Source organism: Thiomonas intermedia, assembly GCF_002028405.1.
Classification (GTDB): Bacteria; Pseudomonadota; Gammaproteobacteria; order Burkholderiales; family Burkholderiaceae_C; genus Thiomonas; species Thiomonas intermedia.
In genome coordinates this window covers 1,692,159-1,712,187 of the sequence record NZ_CP020046.1, presented here as the reverse complement: position 1 = coordinate 1,712,187, position 20,029 = coordinate 1,692,159, and the positions used below count along the sequence as shown (strand labels likewise).

Sequence of the window (20,029 nt, the reverse complement as noted above, 5' to 3'; positions counted from 1 at the left end):
ATGCAGGTCGCCTATTTCGTCAACCAGTATCCCAAGGTCAGCCATACCTTCATTCGGCGCGAGATTCTGGCCCTGGAGCAGCAGGGATTCGCGGTGCAGCGCATCGCGCTGCGCGGCTGGGATGCCGACGTGGTGGACCCCGCCGACCGCGCCGAGCGCGAGCGCACGCAATATGTGCTGCGACACGGTCTGCGCGGTCTGGCCGCGGCGGTGCTGCGCGCGGCGTGGCGTCGGCCCGCGAGGCTGTTGAGGTCGCTGCGCTGGGCCGTTCGCCTGTCGCGGCACAACGAGCGCGGGCTGCCCTATCACCTGATCTATGTGGCCGAGGCCTGCCGCGTCGTCGAATGGGCCGAAGCGGGTGGCGCGACGCATCTGCACGCCCATTTCGGCACCAATTCGGCCGAGGTGGCGCTGTTGGCGCGGGTGCTGGGCGGCCCGACCTACAGCTTCACGGTGCACGGGCCGGAGGAGTTCGACAAACCGCAGGGCATCCACCTGAGCGAGAAGATCGCCCAAAGCAGCTTCGTGGTGGCGATCAGCTCGTTCTGTCGCAGCCAGCTGTATCGCTGGGCCCAGCCCGCGCAGTGGAACAAGATCCAGGTCGTGCGCTGCGGCGTCGAAGCCGAGTTCCACGCCGAGGCGCAGACCGCCGCCAACACCTCAAGGCAACTGGTGTGCGTGGGGCGTCTGAGCGAGCAGAAGGGCCATCTGCTGCTCATCGAAGCGGCCCACATTCTGGCCCTGGAGGGTGAAGCCTTCAGTCTGGTGCTGGCGGGCGACGGCGAGTTGCGAGCGGCGCTTGAGGCGGAAATCAACCGCCGCGGGCTGCAGCCCTTCGTCACCATCACGGGCTGGATCGACAGCGCGCAGGTGCGCCGCTTCATGCTGGCCTCGCGCGCCCTGGTCGTCTCCAGTTTCGCCGAGGGGCTGCCCGTCGTCGTGATGGAGGCGATGACGCTGCGCCGCCCGGTGATCGGCACCCTGATTGCGGGCATTCCGGAATTGGTCGAAGACGGCCGCAGCGGCTGGCTTTGCGCTGCGGGCGACGCCGTGGCGCTGGCCTCGGCGATGCGGCGCTGCCTTGCCGCCGACGAGGCCGATCTGGTCCGCATGGGCGAGCAGGCGCGCGCCGCCGTACTGGAGCGGCACGACGTCCGCCACGAAGCGGCCAGGCTCGGGGCACTGTTCCGTGATGCCGCCGCCGGAGCCAGGCCATGATGCCGGTGCTGGAGGCGCTGCTGTTCGCCCTGATGATCGGCGTGGCGGCGCCCGCAGGGCTGTTGCTGTTGCAGGTGCTGCTGGCCTGGCGCGCCGCTCGCGTGCAGAGCCCGGCCGACACACTGCCGTTTGCCGGACGCCTTGCCGTGCTCATGCCGGCGCATGACGAGTCCCAGGGCATCGCCGCCATCATCGCGGCGTTGCGTCCCCAGTTGCGTGCGCAGGACTGGCTGTTGGTTGTGGCCGACAACTGCAGCGACGACACCGCCCAGCGGGCCCGCGAGGCCGGTGCCGCCGTGGTCGAACGGTGCGATGCGCAGCATCGCGGCAAGGGCTACGCCCTGGCCTTCGGCATGGCCCGGCTCGCCGACGATCCGCCCGACGTGGTGATCGTGGTCGATGCCGACTGCCTGGTACAGCCCGGGGCCCTGCTGCGCCTCGCCTCGCAGGCGCAGCAGCGGCAGTGCCCCATTCAGGCGCACTACCGCATGGATGCGCCACCAGACGCCGGTCTGATGTCCCGCGTTTCTGCGCTGGCGTGGCGGGTGAAGACTTACGTGCGTCCGCTGGGCTGGCGCGCGCTGGGCCTGCCCTGTCCGCTGATGGGCAGCGGCATGGCGTTTCCCTGGACGCTGCTGGTGCGCTTCGAACTGGGCTCCGCCCATCTGGTCGAAGACCTGCAGCTAGGGCTCGACCTCACTCGCGCCGGTGCCGCGCCGCGCTTCGAGCCGACTTGCGAAGTGCGCAGCGCCCTGCCCGCCAGCGCCCGCGGCTCACGCTCCCAGCGCACCCGCTGGGAGCATGGACACCTCGGCGTGTTGCTCCACACGGCACCGCGTCTGCTGTGGCAGGCCGCAGGACAGCGCAGCGGCGCGCTGCTGGCGGTGGCAGCCGACCTGTGCGTGCCGCCGCTGGCCCTGCTGGCCTTGCTGCTGGCCGCCGCCGTCGCGGGGTCGCTGGGGGCCTGGCTGCTGCTGGGCTGGATGGCCCCGCTCGTACTGGCCCTCGTGGCCTGCGCGAGTTTCGCCTCGGCCGTACTGATCGCCTGGGCGCGCTTCGGCCGTGACACCCTCAGCGCGCGCGAGCTGGCCTCGGCACCGCTCTACGTGCTGTGGAAGATTCCCGTGTATCTCGGCTTCGTGCTGCACCGCCAGCGGGCCTGGGTGCGCACCGAGCGCGAGCCGCCCCGCTGATCGAGGCCTGCCATGAGCCTGTTGTCCCCATCTCCGTCGGAAAGCGCCCAGGTTTCCACCGTCGCGTTGTTCGGCCTGGAATTTCAGCCCCTGGCTTTCGATGCAGCCGTCGAGGCCATCGCCGCAGCGGCCCAGCAACGCGAGCGTGCACTGGTCATCACGCCCAATGTGGACCACATCGTCACCGTGCAGCAGCGCCCGGAGGTGCGGCAGATCTATCGCAGCGCGCGCTTTGTGTTCGCCGACGGCATGCCGGTGATCTGGGCGAGCCGCTTCATCCGCGGCAAGGCGCTGCCCGGCCGCGTCACTGGGGCCGATCTGCTGCCCGCGCTTTGCGCGCGCGCCGCCGTGCGCGGCCTGAGCGTGGCCTTCGTCGGCGGGCAGCCGGGCATCGCGCAGCGTGCGGCCGAGGTCATGTGCGTTCGCCATCCCGCGCTGAAGGTGGTGGGAGTCCATTGCCCGCCCTTCGGCTTCGAGGCCGACCCGCGGCAAACCCAGGAGATCATCGACCTCTGCCGCGCGACCCGGCCCGATCTGCTGTTCTTCGGCGTCGGCGCTCCCAAGCAGGAAATCTGGAGCCATACCCACCTCAGCCAGCTCGACGTGGGGGTGGTGCTGTGCATCGGCGCCGCACTCGACTTTGCGGCGGGCACGCTGCAGCGGGCGCCGCGGTGGATGCAGCGCAGCGGGCTTGAATGGCTATGGCGCATGGCGCAAGACCCCAGGCGTCTGCTCAAGCGCTATCTGGTGCGCGATACGGCCTTTCTCGGCATCGCCATGCGCGAAATCCTCGCCGGGTTGCGGCCCACGCCGCAGCGCAAGCCATGAACGCGGCGCTGCCTCAGCAGGCCCGGCCGGCCGGGGTTGACACCGCGGCAACGCTGCTCCCCGTCATCCTCTGCGGCGGCGCGGGCACGCGGCTGTGGCCGGTTTCCCGGGAGCAGCATCCCAAGCCCTTCATGCAGCTGGCCGACGGCCAGAGCCTGCTGCAGAAGGCGTTTGCGCGTGCCGCGGCGCTGCCCGGGGTCGATCAGGTTCTCACGGTTACCAACCGTGACCTGCTGTTCAAGACCAAGGACGAATATGCACGGGTGAACCCCGAAGGCAAGGCGACGGCCTTCATCCTCGAACCCTATGGACGCAACACCGCCCCGGCTCTGGCGGCGGCCGCGCTCTGGGCCGAGCAGCACGTCGGGCCCGAGGTCACGCTGCTGGTGCTGGCGGCGGACCATCTCATCGGCGATCAGGCGGCGTTCGCCGAAGCGGTGGCACGGGCCCGCGAGCTGGCGGCCGAAGGCCGCATGGTGACTTTCGGCATCCGCCCCACGGCACCGGAGACGGGTTACGGCTACATCGAGGCCGAGGGGCATGCGGTGCTGCGCTTCGTGGAAAAGCCGCAGCTGGAGCAGGCGGCGGAGTTTGTCGCCAGCGGGCGCTACCTCTGGAACAGCGGCATGTTCTGCCTGCGGGTGGATACCGCGCTGCGCGAATTCGCCACCCACGCGCCCAGCGTGCTGGAAAGCCTGCATGACTGCATGGGCGTGTCCACGCAGGTGGCGGGCGGCGGGGTGCATCAGATCGAACTGCAGGCCGAGACCTTTCGCTATGCGCCCGACATTTCCATCGACTACGCGCTGATGGAAAACTCGCACCATGTGGCCGTGGTGCCCTGCGACATCGGCTGGAGCGACATCGGTTCGTGGACGGCGCTGAGCGAGCTGCAATCCGCCGATGCCCAGGGCAACCGCGTGCAGGGCGAGGCGCTGCTGCACGAGTCGAGCAACTGCTATGTGCAAAGCCCGCAGCGTGTGGTCGGCCTGGTGGGCGTGCAAGACCTCATCGTCGTCGATACGCCCGATGCCGTTCTCGTGGCCGACAGACGGCGCGCGCAGGACGTCAAGCAGATTGCCGCCCAGCTCAAGGCCAGAGGCCACGAGGCCTACCGACTGCACCGCGAAGTCCATCGACCCTGGGGGACCTACACGGTGCTCGAAGAGGGGGAGCACTTCAAGATCAAGCGCATCGTGGTCAAGCCCAAGCGGGCGCTGTCGCTGCAGATGCATCACCACCGCAGCGAGCACTGGATCGTCGTGTCGGGCACGGCGCGGGTGGTCAACGGCGAGCAGTCCATGCTCGTGCGCACCAACGAATCCACCTACATACCGGCGGGTATTCGCCACCGTCTGGAGAACCCGGGCATCCTTGATCTGGTCATGATCGAGGTGCAGAGCGGCGCCTACCTCGGCGAAGATGACATCGTGCGGTTCGAGGACGCCTACGGCCGGGCTTGAACGGGCGCCTGCCCTCCGCAGGGAAAGGGGCGAATGCACGAAATAAGGGCGAACGCGGCATGAAATGCACGTCGATGGTGCATTTATGGCGCTTGCCTTTGTTTTTTTCGCATTTTGTAGGAAACCCCTGAGGGCAATACCATCCACGTCCTACGCGGGCCGGCTTCGCGTCGGCCGTAAGATTCCATCAGTTCTGGAGCTCGCCCGACGCGCGATGGAAACATCCACTCGAGATGAGCGGCCATCGGCTCGGTCGCGAGGATTGAGAGAAAGAGGCGTCCGCATCCCAGGCGGACGCGATGGGGGGCATCATGCATCAGGTTTACACAGCATCGGTCATCGCCGTACTGGCCTTGACTTTGGGCGGCTGCGGCGGGGGAGGCGGCACGATCGCCGCCGCCAGTAGCGGCCAAGACGCCACCGCGACAACCGCCGTGACGACAACATCTTCCGCCACGACCCAAGGCACTTCGGTCCATGCCGCCGCGACGTCAAGTGCAGATTCGGTCACCCGGGTTTTCTCGCCGACGAGCTTCTGGTATCAGCCCATTCCTGCCAATGCGACGCTGAACACGAACTCGGCCGCCTATGCCCAGAACCTGGTCAATCAGATCAAGACCTACTACGGCACCGTCAACCTCAACACCAACGACTATGCCGCGCCGATCTATTTCGTGCGCACATCGGGCGGGAGCAAGGCGGTCACCGTGCAAGACGGCATGCCCGTCTATCCCGTGGCCAAGACGGTCAATGTCGGCTTCAACGATTGCCAGAACAAGGGCTGGACCGATCCCAATCTCATCGCGCAGTGGCAGAACGTGCCCATGCCCGCAGGCGCCGTTCCCGCAGGGGGGACGGACCAGGAAATGTCGATCTATGACCTCAGCACCCAGACGCTCTGGGAGTTCTGGGTGACCAGCCAGGTAAACGGCCAATGGCAGGCCTGCTGGGGCGGGCGCATCCAGAACACGGCCAACAACGCCGGCCTGTTCGCCAACCCCTATGGCACCACCGCCACGGGGCTGCCTTTCATCGGCGGAGAGATTTCGGCGCAGGAGCTGGCCAGCGGCCAGATCAATCATGTCATGGGCATTTCGCTGGTCGATGTGGCGGCCTGGAACATTTTTTCCTGGCCGGCGACGCGCTCGGACGGCTACAACCCCAACAATGCGGCCAACCGCATTCCCGAGGGCACGCGCATGCGGCTCGACCCCGGCGTGAACGTCGACGCGCTCAACCTCACGCCCGTGGGCAAAATCATCGCCCGCGCGGCGCAGAAGTACGGCTTCGTCGTCTGGGACAAGGCGGGCTCCGTATCGCTGCGCATGGTCAATCCCGCCACCTACACCCAGGCCGGTCAGTCCGATCCTTACCCGGCACTGTTCGGCGGCCTGGCTTCCTGGCAGGTCATGCAGAACTTCCCCTGGGACAAGATGCAGTTCATGCCCAACAACTACGGCAAGTCTTGAAGCGCACGGCTTCGGCCGTGACTCGCCGCCCGGCGCATCGGGCATGTTTCGTGCACCGCAGGGCCCAAGTCGGCCTCGGTCGTTTTCCTCCTGCATGCACTCACACCCCCTCTGGATTGCCATCACCGACTTCGGCGACAGCGCCGTGCTCGTGCCGCTCGCCGCCGTGCTGTTGACCTGGATGGCCTGGCGTCATCGCGGTGCCGCAGTCCTGTGGGCCGTGTTGTTGCTGATCAACATCGCCGGCGTGGCCCTGACCAAGATTGCCTACATGGGCTGGGGACTGCATCCGCCGGGCTGGAATTTCATCGGCCTGAGCGGCCACAGCGCCCTGTCGATGCTGGTGTGGCCCACGGTGGGGGCGCTGATGGCGTCCGGGCGAAGTCGTCTCTGGCGCTGGACGTTGCCCGCAGCGGGTCTGGTGCTGTCCGCCGCCATTGTCGTGTCGCGCCTCACCACCGATGCGCACACGCCGATCGAAGCAGCGCTGGGTGCGGCGTGGGGCGCTGTTTTTGCGGCGGTGTTTCTGTGGCGTCTGCGCGGTCTTGCGCCACGGCGGCAGAGCGCTCCGGCCTGGTTGCTGCCCGCTGTGCTGCTGGTGCCGCTGGTGCTGACCTATGGCCGCATCTTCCCCACCAACAGCGTGCTTGAGCAAGTGGCCTGTGCGTTGAGCGGCAGGGCGCAGGCCTTCACCCGGGCCGATCTCGAACCCAGCGGGTGATCAGCCGGCCACGGGGCTGACGCGCACGCCGACATCGAGGGTGTGTTCTCCGCCGCCGCGGATGACGCCGCGCAATGGCGACACGTCGGCAAAATCGCGGCCTATGGCGATGCGCACATAGTCGGCGGCGGGCTGGCGGTTGTTGGTCGGGTCGAACTCCACCCAGCCGTTGACCGGGCACCACACCGACACCCAGGCGTGCGAGGCATCGGCGCCCACGAGCTGCTCCTCGCCGGGCTTGGGGTGAGAGCGCAGATAGCCGCTGACGTAGCGCGCGGCCAGCCCCAGGCTGCGCAGCGCGGAGATCATCACATGCGCGTAGTCCTGGCAGACCCCGGCGCGCAGTTCGAGCGCCTGCGGGGCGCGGGTCTGGACTTCGGTGCTCTCGGGGTTGTAGGTGAAGTCGGCGTGGATGCGCTGCATCAGATCACGCGCGCCTTTGAGCAGGGGGCGATCCGGAGCGAAGCTGGGGGCGGCGTAGGCGGCGGCCGCCGTGAAGACTGGGGCGAAATGGGTGCCGAAGGTGAACTCCGCCTCGGCCACGTAGGGCTTGCCCGCACGGTAGAGCAGTTGTTCGCGCACGGGCTCCCAGGCAGGGCTGGCGGCCCAGTCGGGGGCTTCGGGCGCGCGCACTCGCACCAGACTGACGGCACGCACGGTCAGGGTGTCGTGCGGGCTGTAGTAGGCGAAGAACTCACGGGCGTTGCCGAACACGTCGATCTCGCTGCGGCGGTGGCCGGGCTCGGGGTGGATGTCGCACACATGGTCGACCCGTTCCTGCACGGCGGTATCGATCGGACAGAGGTGGGCCAGATGGTGCGCCAGCTCGACCGGGGTGGCATAGGTGTAGGCGGTTTCGTGCACCACGCGGTAGAGCACGGCCCCGGCCGTGTCGGCCGGGCGGGGTTGCGGGGTCGGGGCGTCTGGCATCATGCGTTCGGCTTTCAGTACCCACCCAGGGTGCGGTCGGGGGCGTTGGCGTGGGCGAAATAGCGGCGGCTGATCTCGTCGGACAGGCGCCAGGCACTGTCGATGTTCTGGGCCAGGGTGAGCTCCAGCCAGGTGTAGTGCTGTTCCTGGGTATGGGTGCACAGTTCGGGCAGATGCCAGTCGTCCGGATCGGGCGCCAGCGCGAGGAGGGCTTGCTTGTCGGCCGAAAGGGGGCCGCTGGTCGCGGCGGGGCGCGGCTCGGGCGGCGGCGAAGCTTCGGTAAGGCCGACCCAGGTGTCGGGCAGCTTGGCCATGCGCGCGCGCAGGGTCTGGGCCACCCAGCCCAGCGCGCGGGGGTTCTCGCGGTCGAGCATGAGCAGATCGAGCAGGGCCGGTACTTCCAGCCGCTTCTGATACAGGGCGCGGTAGGTGATGGTGCTGTCGAACAGGGCCAGCAGCAGGTTGAAGCCGCTGTCGCTGTGCACCGCGCGGGTCTGGAAGGCCAGGCTCAGCGCCTCGCCGAGCAAGGTGAGGCGCTCGATGTGACGGCCGATGCTCAGCAGCCGCCAGCCGTCGTCTCGCGTCATGCGGTCGGTCTGTGCGCCGGTGATGGCGCTGAGCACTTCGGTGAGTTGTTCGAGGCCGCGCATCGCCTGCGTGGTCTGCAGTTCCTCCCGGCGGGCTTGGGCGGGCAGCAGTTCGAGCGCGGTGGCCGAGGCGATCCACTGCCGGTGATCGCCGCCAAGGCGCTCGCGCACCTGCGCGGCGGCGTGTCCCAGGGCCTGGATGCTTTGCACCAGCCCGCCGGCGTGCGGGCCGGGCATGAGGCCGCGCACGAGGCTGCGCTCAAAGGCCTGGGGATGTTCACTGAGTGCCTGGGCCTCGGGGTCGATCAGGCCGGACTGGCGGCACCACTGGTCGAGCATGTCGCGCACCGCGGGGCCGAGGTCGTCGTCGCCCGAGAGCGCGCGCAACGCGATGCGCATCAGCCGGGCGCCGTGTTCGGCGCGTTCGCTGTAGCGGCCCAGCCAGAACAGGTTTTCGGCCGCCCGGCTCGTCACCACCCGGTGCCGGTTGACCAGATCCTGCGGCCGCATCGGCGGGGGCAGCAGCGTGGAGTCGTCCACCGCGTCGCCGGTGATGACCCAGGCGTCCTGGCTGCTGCCGCCGCGCTGCATCGACACCGTGTTGCCGCCGCGCGGTGCGGTGCGCACCAAGCCGCCGGGCAGCACCCGCCAGCCGCCTTGGCCGTCGGCCAGCGCGTAGACCCGCAGCATGGCCGCGCGGGCGGCGAGGCGGTCGTCGCTCCAGACCGGCACATGCGGCAGCGGCTGATATTGCTGCAGCGTGACCTGGGCTGGCGCCGAGTGCACCCGCTCGCGCCAGGGGGGGAGCTGGCCGTAGTCGAGACTGGCCATGACCGTGGCCTCGAACCCGCACTCCGCGTGCACGGGCTTGATCACCCAGGAGCGCAGATCGTCCAGCGGCGCGTCGCACACCCCCGGTTCGCCGCACCACCAGGTGGGCAGCGACGGCAGGATGAGCGGCTCGCCCAGCAGGGTTTCGCACAGCTTGGGCAAAAAGCCCTGCACCGCGGGCGATTCGAGAAAGCCGGCCCCCAGCGCATTGGCCACGAGCACATGACCGGCGCGCACGGCCTGCAGCAGCCCGGCGACGCCCAGCATCGAGTCGGGGCGCAACTCCAACGGATCGCAGAAGCTGTCGTCGAGCCGCCGCAGCACCACGTGCACCGGCTCCAGGCCGCGCAGGGTCTTGAGGTAGAGCCGGTCTTCGCGCACGGTCAGATCGCTGCCCTCGGCCAGGGTGATGCCCAGATAGCGCGCCAGATACACCTGCTCGAAATAGGTTTCGCTGTACGGTCCGGGCGTGAGCAGCACCACGCGGCTGCCCACGCCGCCGGGCGACTGCCGCAGCAGCGTATCCATCAGCAGCCGATAGCTCGCGGCCAGGCGCTGCACCTTGAGCTGGCTGAACGCGTCCGGGAACAGGCGGGAGATCAGGATGCGGTTTTCCAGCAGATAGCCCAGGCCCGACGGGGCCTGCACCCGCTGGTTGACCACGCGCCACACGCCGTCGGGCCCGCGCGCCAGATCGAAGGCGGCGATGTGCAGCCAGACGTTGCCGGGCGGCGTATGGCCGTGCAGGGCGCGCAGATAGCCGGGATGCCCCTGAACCAGGGCGGGCGGCAGCAGCCCCTCCTTGAGCGTGCGCTGCGGGCCGGTGTAGAGGTCGGCAAGCACCGTGTTGAGCAGCGCGGCGCGCTGCGCGGCGCCGGTGGAGATCTGCTTCCACGAGCTGGCGTCGATCAGCAGCGGGAACAGATCGACCGACCATGCGCGGGCGGCCTGGGCGGCATCGGCGTGAACGTTGTAGGTGACGCCGTCGTCGTGGATCTGCTGCAGCAGCTGTTGCTGGCGGGCGCCCAGGGCGTCGAATCCGCCGGGGCCGAGCAGCCGGAAGAAATTGTTCCACAGCGGAGCGAGCGCAGCGCCCGACTCGCCGTCGGAGACTTTGCCGCGCAGCTCATCCCAATGGCCCGGGATGACGGCGGACGCCAGATCGCGGGCGAGCGCCGCGCATTCGTCGCCCGGCGCGGCGCGGCCCTGGGCGGTGGATTGAAACAGACTAGCCATATGGCATTGTGGCATGACGGGTTGGCCGACAACACTGGCCACCCCCGAGACGGGGCAGGATCAGGTCAGCGTGCGCAAGTCGAGCGTCAAGGGGAATTCCTGGCTGGGGTGCGCCGGCGTGACCCGCATGCGCCCCGGCGTGTGACCCATGCGGAAAAAGCGCGACAGGCGCCGACTCTCGGCCTCGTAGGAGTTGATCGGGAACGTGGAAGGATTGCTGCCGCCCGGATGCTCGACGTGGTACTGGCAGCCGCCGAGCGAGCGCTGCATCCAGGTGTCCACCAGATCGAAGGTGAGCGGGGCATGCACGCCGATGCCCGGGTGCAGTGCCGAAGGCGGCCGCCAGGCGCGGTAGCGCACGCCGCAGACGAATTCGCCGCTGCGCCCGGTCGGCTGCAGCGGCACCGCCTGCCCGTTCACGGTCAGCACATGGCGGCTGTCGGTCAGCCCGCTGATCTTCACTTCCACCCGCTCCAGCGACGAATCGACGTAGCGCACCGTGCCGCCCGCCGCGCCTTCTTCGCCCATGACGTGCCAGGGCTCCAGCGCCATGCGCAGCTCCAGCTTCATGCCGCGCGCCGCAAAGTCGCCCAGCAGCGGGAAGCGGAAGGTGTGGTGGGGCGCGAACCACTGCGGGTCGAAGTCGAATCCGGCCTCGCGCAGTTCGGTGAGCACGTCCTCGAAGTCGAGGGCGATGAAGGTGGGCAGCAGGAAGCGGTCGTGCAGCGCCGTGCCCCAGCGCTGCAGGCCCTGGGTGTAAGGGGCCTGCCAGAAGCGGGCGATCAGCGCGCGCAACAGTAGTTGCTGCACCACGCTCATGCGGGCGTGCGGCGGCATCTCGAAGGCGCGCAGCTCCAGCAGGCCGAGGCGGCCGGTGGCGCCGTCGGGGCTGTAGAGCTTGTCGATGCAGAACTCGGCGCGGTGGGTGTTGCCGGTGACGTCGATCAGGATGTTGCGCAGGGTGCGGTCGACAAACCAGGGAGGCAGATAGGCACCCCCAGGCTCGCGGCGTTCGCCGCCCCCCGAGGAGGCGCGCAGCGCCGCGAGGGCGATTTCGAGTTCGTAGACCTGGTCGTCGCGCGCTTCGTCCACCCGCGGCGCCTGGCTGGTCGGGCCAATGAACAGGCCGGAAAACAGATAGCTCAGGCTGGGGTGGTTGTGCCAGTAGGCGATCAGGCTGGCCAGCAGATCGGGGCGGCGCAGGAAGGGGCTGTCGGCAGGCGTCGCCCCGCCGAGCACGATGTGGTTGCCGCCGCCGGTGCCGGTGTGGCGTCCGTCGAGCATGAATTTCTCGGCACCCAGCCGGGTCTCGAACGCGGCCTGGTAGAGGAATTCGGTGTGGTCGACCAGCTCGGCCCAGTTGTGCGCCGGGTGGATGTTCACCTCGATGACACCTGGGTCGGGCGTAACCTGCAGCAGGTTCAGGCGCGGGTCGCGCGGCGGCGGGTAACCCTCGAGCACGAGCTTGACCCGCAGGCGCTGCGCCGTGGTCTCGATGGCGGCGAGCAGATCGAGATAGTCGTCCGCCGAGGTGAGCGGCGGCATGAAGACGTACAGCATGCCGCCGCGCGCCTCCACGCACAGCGCGGTGCGCAAGGTCCAGCCGCCTGACTCGAAGCGATCGGGCTGGCGACCGTCGCCGGGCCGCATGCGCTGGCCGTCGCCGCTGGACAGCGCCGCGGAGGCGCGGCCCGCATCCTTGCCCCACAGTGGTGCGGCGACGTCCTGGTTTTGCACGCCCACGGTGCCGCCCTCGGCATAGCCGCCCCCAATCCGGTGCATCGGGCCGTACTGCCGTCGCAGGCCGACGGCGTCGGGCAGGCCGCTGCGCGGGGCGAAGGGGTCTTGCGGCCAGTCGGAGGCGCGCTCCCCCTCGGTGGCCCAGGGCAGCGAGTCGAGCGGCAGGCGCCAGCCCATGGCCGAATCGCCAGGAAACAGATACATGCGCTCGTCGCGGAAGAACCACGGCCCGGAGATCCAGCGCGGGCCGCTGAGCTGAGCAGATCCCGGTTCACGCCGGATCGGCAGGGCGTAGCCGGTGGGCGTCTTCAGGCCCTGGTCGAACACCTTGCGCAGGCGGGCGCGCTCGAGCTCGTCGTCGATCCGCGAGTCGAAGGGATCGACGTTGACCGGCAGCCGACGCTCGCGCCACAGGTAATACCAGGTGTCCTCGAAGCCGGTCTGCACATGGGCGGGGTCGACCCCGAGGGTATCGACCAGGGCCAGCATGAAGGTGTGGGCGTCGAGGGCGGTGGCGGTGCCGCCCTGGCGCTCGTCGGCGAACAGGGCGGGATCGTGCCAGCACGGCTGGCCATCGCGGCGCCAGATGGCCGACAGCGCCCAGCGCGGCAGTTGTTCGCCGGGGTACCACTTGCCCTGGCCGAAATGCAGAAATCCGCCCGGGCCGTAGCGATGGATGAGCTTGTCGATGAGTTCCCCGGCATAGCCGCGCTTGGTCGGGCCTTGGGCGTCCGTGTTCCATTCGGGCGCGTCGCGGTCGGTGGTGGCGACGAAGGTGGGCTCGCCGCCCTGGGTGAGGCGCACGTCGCCGTTCTTTAGTTGCTGATCGACGACTTCGCCCAGGGTGAGCACGGCCTGCCACTGGGCATCGGTGTAGGGCTTGGTGACGCGGGGCGATTCGTAGATGCGGGCCACGGCCATGTGATGGCTGAACGCCACCTCGCATTCGTCGATCATGCCCTCGACCGGCGCCGCGCCCGAGGGCTGCGGCGTGCAGGCCAGCGGAATGTGGCCTTCGCCTGCGAGCAGACCCGAGGTGGGATCGAGGCCGATCCATCCGGCGCCGGGAAGAAAGACTTCGCACCAGGCGTGCAAGTCGGTGAAATCGGTCTCGGCTCCGCTGGGGCCGTCGAGCGCCTTGACGTCCGGTGCGAGCTGGATCAGGTAGCCGGAGACGAAGCGCGCGGCCAGCCCGAGGTGACGCAATACCTGCACCATGAGCCAGCCGGTGTCGCGGCAGGAGCCGCAGGCGCGTTCGAGCGTCTGCTCGGGCGTCTGCACGCCGGGCTCCATGCGGATGGTGTAGCCGATGTCGTGCTGCAGTCGCTGGTTGACGTCCACCAGAAAGTCGATGGTGCGGCGCGGGGTGAGGTCGAGGCTTTTGAGCAGGGCGGTCAGGCGCGGGGTGCGCGCGTCGGCGGCCAGGTAGGGGGCGAGTTCGGCCTTGAGATCGGGCGCGTAGGTGAAGGGGAAGCGCTCGGCCTCGGGTTCGAGAAAGAAGTCGAAAGGGTTGTAGACCGACATTTCGGCCACGAGATCGACCGTGATCTGCAGCAGCGTGGTCTTCTCGGGAAAGGTCAGGCGCGCGAGGTAGTTGGAGAACGGATCCTGCTGCCAGTTGATGAAATGCTGGCCCGGCTCGACGCGCTGGCTGTACGACAGCACGGGCGTGCGGCAATGCGGCGCCGGACGCAGGCGCACGACGTGCGGGGAAAGTCCTACCGGGCGATCGAAGCGGTAGGTGGTGGTGTGCGTGAGCGCGACGTGGATGGACATCCGGGCACCTGCGAAAGGGAGGGGAAATCGGCGGTAATGGGGGGGTGCAATACGGGTGGCAATAGGGGCTGCAGGCGCGTGGGCATCAGGCGGCGAGAAAATCCTGGCTGATGCCCACGCCCAGATCGTTGATGCGCTCCAGGAAGTGGGTGAGATAGGCATGCAGCCCGGTGGCCATGATGTCGTCGAGCCGGCCGAACTGCAGCTGGGCGTTGAGCAGCCCGGCGCGGCGCAGCGTCTCGCGCGACTGCGGGTTGGCCACGGCCTGCAGGTGGTTGTTCACCGCCGTCATGCAGGCGGTCAGTGAGCGCGGCATGTCGGGCCGCAGGATGAGCAGCCCGGCCACGCGCTCGGGGGTGATGACGTCGCGGTACACCTTGCGATAGACCTCGAAACCGGAGACCGAGCGCAGCACGCCCGACCAGTGATAGAAGTCGTGCTCCTGCAGGCGCCCGCCCGACGAGCCGTAGAAGTCGGACTGCAGGGCGTGGAATTTCACGTCGAGCAGGCGGGCGGTGTTGTCCGCGCGCTCCAGAAAGGTGCCGATGCGCAGGAAGTGATAGGCCTCGTCCTGCAGCATGGTGCCCGAGGTCACCCCGCGCGAGAGGTGCGAGCGGTACTTCACCCACTCGAAAAACTGCGCCGGATCCTGTCCGCACAATCCCTTGGTCAGCAGACGCTGCGATTCGAGCCAGGTCTGGTTGACCGTCTCCCACACCTCGGTGGTGATGGCGCCGCGCACCGCGCGGGCGTTTTCGCGCGCGGCCCGAAGGCAACTCTGGATCGAGGACGGGTTGCTGGTGTCGCACACCATGAAGTCGAGCACCTTGTCGGCGTCGATGGCGCCAAAGCGCTCGGTATAGGCCGAGGTCAGCTCGGAGATGCCCAGCAGGCCGCGCCAGCCCAGTTGCATGGCCTCGGCACCCTGCGGCAGCAGGGCCGACTGCACATGCACGTCGAGCATGCGGGCGGTGTTTTCGGCGCGTTCGGTGTAGCGTGCCATCCAGAACAGGTGGTCGGCGGTGCGGCTGAGCATGGGAGTTCCTTGCCGGGTGGGTGCGAATGGGGGGAGGGTCTACTTTTCCAGCACCCAGGTGTCTTTGGTGCCGCCGCCCTGAGAGGAATTGACGACCAGCGAGCCTTCGGCCAGCGCCACCCGGGTGAGTCCGCCGGGCACGATGGACACGGTCTTGCCCGACAGCACGAAGGGCCGCAGATCGAGGTGGCGCGGCGCGATGCCCGACTCGACATAGGTGGGACAGGTGGACAGGGCCAGCGTGGGCTGGGCGATGTAGTGATGGGGGTTGGCCTTGATCTTCTCGGCGAACGCGGCGATCTCGGCCTGGGTGGAGGCCGGGCCGACCAGCATGCCGTAGCCCCCGGCGCCGTGCACCTCCTTGACCACCAGTTCGGGCAGGTGCTCCAGCACATAGGCCAGGCTTTCGGGCTCGCGGCACATGCGGGTGGGCACGTTGTGCAGCAGCGGCGTCTCGCCCAGGTAGAACTCGATCATGCGCGGCACATAGGGGTAGATCGACTTGTCGTCGGCCACCCCGGTGCCGATGGCGTTGGCCAGATTGACGTTGCCCGCGCGGTAGGCGCTCATCAGCCCGGCGCAGCCCAGCGAGGAGTCGGCGCGGAACACCTTGGGGTCGAGGAAGTCGTCGTCGACGCGGCGGTAGATCACGTCCACCCGCTGCGGGCCCTGGGTGGTGCGCATGTAGACGAAGTCGTCCTTGACGAACAGGTCTTGGCCTTCGACCAGCTCCACGCCCATCTGCTGGGCGAGGAAGGCGTGTTCGAAGTATGCCGAGTTGTACATGCCCGGCGTGAGCACGACCACGGTGGGTTCGCTCACGCTGGACGGGGCCACGGCGCGCAGCTTTTCCAGCAGCAGATCGGGATAGTGCGCCACCGGGGCGATGCCGTGGCGGGCGAACAGCTCGGGGAACAGACGCATCATCATGCGGCGGTTCTCCAGCATATAACTTACCCCGGAGGGCACGCGCAGATTGTCTTCGAGCACGAAGTATTCACCTTCACCCTGGGCGTTTTCGGCGCGCACGATGTCGATGCCGGCAATCTGCGCGTAGACGTGATGCGGCAGATCGATGCCCATCATTTCGGGGCGGAACTGGGCGTTGCCATAGACCTGTTCGGTCGGCACGATGCCGGCCTTGAGGATTTCCTGGTCGTGATAGACGTCGTGGATGAAGCGGTTGAGCGCGGTGACGCGCTGCTTCAGCCCGGCTTCGAGATGCTTCCATTCGGCCGCGGGAATGATGCGCGGAATCAGGTCGAAGGGAATGAGCCGCTCGGTGCCCGCCTGGTCGCCGTAGACGGCAAAGGTGATGCCCACCCGCCGGAAGATGACTTCGGCCTCCTCGCGCTTAGCGCGGATGGTGTCGGGCGGTTGCTGCGCCAGCCACTGGGCATACTGCGCGTAATGCGGGCGCACGCCGCCGCCTTCGGGGGTCATTTCATCGTAAAAGCGCATCTTCGTCTCTCGAATGGGCTGTCTGGGCCACCTGTGATGGCAGTTTTAGCAAGATACAGGCCAGCGGTGTCTCGGGGGTGTCAAGGCTTGGCGTGGGGGTCGCGTGGGGGCGGGGGCTCTCTCCAGTAGTTCGGCCGGGCCTCGCGCCAGGCGGCGAAGGTGTCTGGCGCGCGGTCGCGCCATAGCAGAGCACCCTGCAGATCGGTGCGCCAGAGGGGGATGCCCCGATCCGTGTAACGTGCCGCTACATCCGGGTGGGGATGGCCGTGGGGATTGCGGTAGCCCGCTTGCACCACGGCGGCCCGCGGCATGACCGTGTCGAGCAGGGCGTCGCTCGACGAGGTCTTGCTGCCGTGGTGCGGCACCAGCAGCACATCGGCATAGGGCAGCCGTCCGGCCTGCTGCAGCAGGCGCTCCTGCGTCTGGTCGATGTCGCCGGTGAGCAGCACCGAGGCGCCGCCCGCGATCACGTGCAGCACGCAGGAGCGGGCGTTGTCGTTGCGGGCCGACGCTTCGGGCAGGGGACTGACGACCTGGAAGTCGACGCCGTCCCACGTCCAGCGCTGACCGGCCGCGCAGGGCTGCGGGGCGCCCAGCCCATAGTCCGCGGCGGCCTGCGGCTCGGCCGAGGTGAGCAGGTCGGCCTCGGGGTGGGCGCGGGCGATCGAGGCTGCGCCGCCCGCGTGGTCGCTGTCATCGTGGCTCACCACCACGCGGTCGAGATGGCGCACGCCCAGGCTGTGGAGCAGGGGCAGCAGCACGCGGCTGCCCGAGTCCACACCGGGCGCCTGCTGCGGTCCGGTGTCATACAGCAGGGTGTGCCGCGCCGTGCGCACGACCACCGCCATGCCCTGGCCGACATCGGCGAACCACAGCTCCATCTCGCCGGTTCCGGGCGCGGTGCCGGGGTTGCTGGCCAGGGGGAGGAGGAGAAGCAGCCCGGGCGTGCGCAGCCGCCATCCCCACGGCAGCGCCAGCGCCAGCACGCCCAGCGCGGCCAGGCCCAGGGTGACGGCGTCGGGCGCGGCGGCATGCCATTGCGCCAGGGGCCAGTCGGCCAGATGACGCAGCGCGACATCCAGTCCTTGCTGCACCCAGGCGGCGAACCGCCAGACCCAGGCATCCAGCGGGGAGGGCAGCAGCAGGCCGCCCACCGCCAGGGGCGCCACGCCCAGGGTGACGACGGGAATGGCCAGGGCATTAGCCAGCGGCGAGAGCACCGCGATCTGCTGGAAGAACAGCAGCGTGAGCGGCAGCAGCGCCAGGGTGGCCACCCACTGCGTACGGCTGGCCTCGCGCACATGCGTCCAGCCCCGCTGCAGCCAGGACGGCCGGTCGCCCTTGGCCGTCACGAGCTCGGGGTGCCTGCGGTCGGCGGCGACAAACAGCATGCCCACCGCGACGAAGGACAGCCAGAACCCGGCCTGCCGCACCGCCCACGGGTCCCACAGCAGCACGACCGTCAGCGCCAGCGCCATCACGTCGCGCCAGTCCGCGCGCAGCCCGCGCTGGCGCAGGACCAGCACCACCGCGAGCATGAGCAGGGTGCGCTGCGCGGGCACGCCCCAGCCGGCGATCAGGGCATAGGCCGTGGCCACGCCCAGCGCACCCCAGGCCGCCACGGTGGGCGCGGGCAGGACGAGCGTCCACGGGCGGCGCAGGCGGGCCGTTTGGCGCCAGAGACCGTCGATCAGCCGCAGCGCCAGCCACGCCAGCAGCGTGATGTGCAGACCCGAGATGCTCATCAGATGGGCGACCCCGGTGACGCGGTAAGTGGCCCAGTCGCGGGCGGTGATGGAGGCCTGGTCGCCCAGCGCCAGCGCGATCACGGTGCCTGCGGACGGTGTTGCCCCCACGCTCCCTGACGTTCGCTGTCCTCCGAGGGGGCCGCTCCCGCCTTGGGGCGGCCCTGCGGTGGGGGCGGGGGGTTGCTGCAGTGCGGCTGTCATGCGCTGGCGAAGGTGGTCGCGCAGTTGCGCGATCCAGTTGGCGGGGGTGCGGCGCTGGCCGAGCAACTGCGGGGGCGCGCCCATCCGGCTGACCGTGCCGGTGGCGCCGATACCCTCTCGGAACAGGGTCAGTTCGGCATCGTTGCCGCCCGGGTTGGCATAGCCGTGCGGGCGCTTCAGGCGCACGGAGAACTGCCAGATCTGGCCCGGATGCACGCGGGGCGGCGCCTCGGCGGGGCCGCTGCGCGTCTGCCTGGCATACCAGCTCAGCGACAGCCTGCCCGGCACGCCGGGTGGGGCCTGGGTGACGTCGAGGACGAAGCGCGTGGCCTCCGGATAGAGCACGGGCAGGCCGGTGACCACGCCGCGCACCTGCACGACCTGAGACTCCAGCGACGGGTCCAGCCTGTCGGCCAACAGGGGGTGGGCGCGCCACCCCGCCGCCCCGAAGGCCAGCAGAGCCCCGCTGAGAGCGAGGGCGGCTTGCGCCAGGAGCCGCATGAAGCGCCGCCGCTGCGGCCGACCTTCGCGGCGGCTCAGCCAACCCAGCAGACCAAGGGCTCCCGTGGCTCCGGCAACCAGCAGCGCGGTGTAAATCGGCCGCGGCCAGAGCGAGGCCTGCGCGGTCTGCAGCGCACAGCCCAGCAGGACGGCAAGGGCAAAGGTCGGCAAGACGGTCTCCTTCAGGCCGCGGGTCGGGGCGTCGGTCGGGACCGCACGCCGGGAGTCATCATAGAAAGCCGCAGGCGCACCGGGTGGCCGCTGTCCTCACAAGTGCGGTCTTGGCACCTGGGCATGATCCCCGTTTTACAAGTCCCTACAGTTGCGCAACGTCACACGGCGGGGCGGGGCGCGTTTGTATGGTTCAATTTCCGTCAAAGTCTCCGGGAGCCCGTGCATGAACCGCCACAACCCATCGTCTGTCGTCCATCCTTCCCTGCGCCTCGGTGCGGCGCTCGTAGCGCTGGGTGCCCTGGCCCTGGCGGGATGTGCGACACCGGTCAATCTCAACCAGCCCGTGCCGGTGCAGCAGCTCAACCCGCCCACTCCTCGCGAGACGGCGCCGCCCTCGACCTACGCGCCCGTGACGCCGCAGACGACCCAGCCGCCGCAAAGCGAAGCGCAGCCCCTGGCGCCCAGTTCGCCCATCACCGTGCAGCCGCTCGGGCCTTCGGGCGTGGCGCCCGCCGCCAGTGCGCCGGGCGCTGCCGCAGCACCGTCTTCGCCTGCGCAGGCCGAGTCGGCGCCGCCATCGAGCGCTTCGACCCTGCCGCCCGGAGCCGTGCGATTCAACTGCCAGGACGGCAGTTCTTTCATCGCCACCTTCGGCGATGTGTCCGTCACCCTGCAGACGGCGCTGGGCAACCTGACCCTGGATCAGACGGTCTCCGCCGACGGCGCGCGCTACCGCAACAGCGCCTTCCAGGTCTGGTTCAAGGGACGCCAGGCCACCGTGACCAACTTCCTGCAAAACACCAATACGGTGTGCCAGCAGCAGTAAGCGTGGCGGCGCGTCGGCATGTTTCGATGAGACATGGATTTTGCAAACGGATACACGCCCTCGGTCGGCCGCCCCCTTAAACTGGGGATA

Annotated in this window: 13 protein-coding genes; 7 read left to right on the top strand and 6 right to left on the bottom strand. The window is 69.0% G+C overall.

The annotated features are described in order from the left end of the window. The 6 genes from BVH73_RS07995 to BVH73_RS15760 all read left to right on the top strand — a co-directional run bounded on the left by BVH73_RS07995 (nucleotide 1) and on the right by BVH73_RS15760 (nucleotide 6,892). The gene (locus tag BVH73_RS07995; protein WP_079417640.1) at nucleotides 1-1,218 is read left to right on the top strand and encodes a glycosyltransferase; all 1,218 of its coding nucleotides are present in this window, start codon (nucleotides 1-3) and stop codon (nucleotides 1,216-1,218) included. Continuing rightward, nucleotides 1,215-2,411: a glycosyltransferase family 2 protein gene (locus BVH73_RS07990; protein ID WP_079417638.1), complete on the top strand. Its 1,197-nt coding sequence runs from the start codon at nucleotides 1,215-1,217 to the stop codon at nucleotides 2,409-2,411. Before BVH73_RS07995 ends, BVH73_RS07990 begins: the two co-directional genes overlap by 4 nt. Nucleotides 2,412-2,423: 12 nt before the next feature. Continuing rightward, nucleotides 2,424-3,239, top strand: a complete 816-nt coding sequence (locus BVH73_RS07985; RefSeq protein WP_079417636.1) for a WecB/TagA/CpsF family glycosyltransferase — start codon at nucleotides 2,424-2,426, stop codon at nucleotides 3,237-3,239. Continuing rightward, nucleotides 3,236-4,702 (top strand): mannose-1-phosphate guanylyltransferase/mannose-6-phosphate isomerase, encoded by a 1,467-nt coding sequence (locus BVH73_RS07980; protein ID WP_079417634.1) that lies wholly within the window; start codon nucleotides 3,236-3,238, stop codon nucleotides 4,700-4,702. The genes BVH73_RS07985 and BVH73_RS07980 overlap by 4 nt, the downstream gene beginning before the upstream one ends. Before the next feature lie 311 nt (nucleotides 4,703-5,013). Continuing rightward, on the top strand, nucleotides 5,014-6,171 hold the full coding sequence (locus BVH73_RS07975; RefSeq protein WP_079420443.1) for a DUF4124 domain-containing protein: 1,158 nt from the start codon (nucleotides 5,014-5,016) through the stop codon (nucleotides 6,169-6,171). Between the two features lie 94 nt (nucleotides 6,172-6,265). After that, nucleotides 6,266-6,892, top strand: a complete 627-nt coding sequence (locus tag BVH73_RS15760) for a phosphatase PAP2 family protein (RefSeq protein WP_154048453.1) — start codon at nucleotides 6,266-6,268, stop codon at nucleotides 6,890-6,892. On the opposite strand, the gene BVH73_RS07965 is transcribed toward BVH73_RS15760, so the two are convergent. From BVH73_RS07965 to BVH73_RS07940, 6 genes are all read right to left on the bottom strand, one after another. Then, the gene (locus tag BVH73_RS07965) at nucleotides 6,893-7,825 is read right to left on the bottom strand and encodes a transglutaminase family protein (protein WP_079417630.1); all 933 of its coding nucleotides are present in this window, start codon (nucleotides 7,823-7,825) and stop codon (nucleotides 6,893-6,895) included. Between the two features lie 11 nt (nucleotides 7,826-7,836). Continuing rightward, on the bottom strand, nucleotides 7,837-10,476 hold the full coding sequence (locus BVH73_RS07960; protein ID WP_079417628.1) for a circularly permuted type 2 ATP-grasp protein: 2,640 nt from the start codon (nucleotides 10,474-10,476) through the stop codon (nucleotides 7,837-7,839). Nucleotides 10,477-10,536: 60 nt separating this feature from the next. Next, complete coding sequence (locus BVH73_RS07955) at nucleotides 10,537-13,992, bottom strand: transglutaminase family protein (RefSeq protein WP_079417626.1); 3,456 nt, start codon at nucleotides 13,990-13,992, stop codon at nucleotides 10,537-10,539. Between the two features lie 85 nt (nucleotides 13,993-14,077). After that, complete coding sequence (locus BVH73_RS07950) at nucleotides 14,078-15,028, bottom strand: alpha-E domain-containing protein (protein WP_079417624.1); 951 nt, start codon at nucleotides 15,026-15,028, stop codon at nucleotides 14,078-14,080. Nucleotides 15,029-15,067: 39 nt separating this feature from the next. Continuing rightward, on the bottom strand, nucleotides 15,068-16,489 hold the full coding sequence (locus BVH73_RS07945) for a circularly permuted type 2 ATP-grasp protein (RefSeq protein ID WP_079417622.1): 1,422 nt from the start codon (nucleotides 16,487-16,489) through the stop codon (nucleotides 15,068-15,070). A gap of 80 nt (nucleotides 16,490-16,569) precedes the next feature. Then, nucleotides 16,570-19,110: a DNA internalization-related competence protein ComEC/Rec2 gene (locus BVH73_RS07940; protein WP_245800291.1), complete on the bottom strand. Its 2,541-nt coding sequence runs from the start codon at nucleotides 19,108-19,110 to the stop codon at nucleotides 16,570-16,572. 226 nt (nucleotides 19,111-19,336) lie between these two features. Between BVH73_RS07940 and BVH73_RS07935 the strand changes: the two genes are divergently transcribed. Beyond that, nucleotides 19,337-19,939: an MliC family protein gene (locus BVH73_RS07935; RefSeq protein ID WP_079417618.1), complete on the top strand. Its 603-nt coding sequence runs from the start codon at nucleotides 19,337-19,339 to the stop codon at nucleotides 19,937-19,939. Nucleotides 19,940-20,029: the final 90 nt, after the last annotated feature.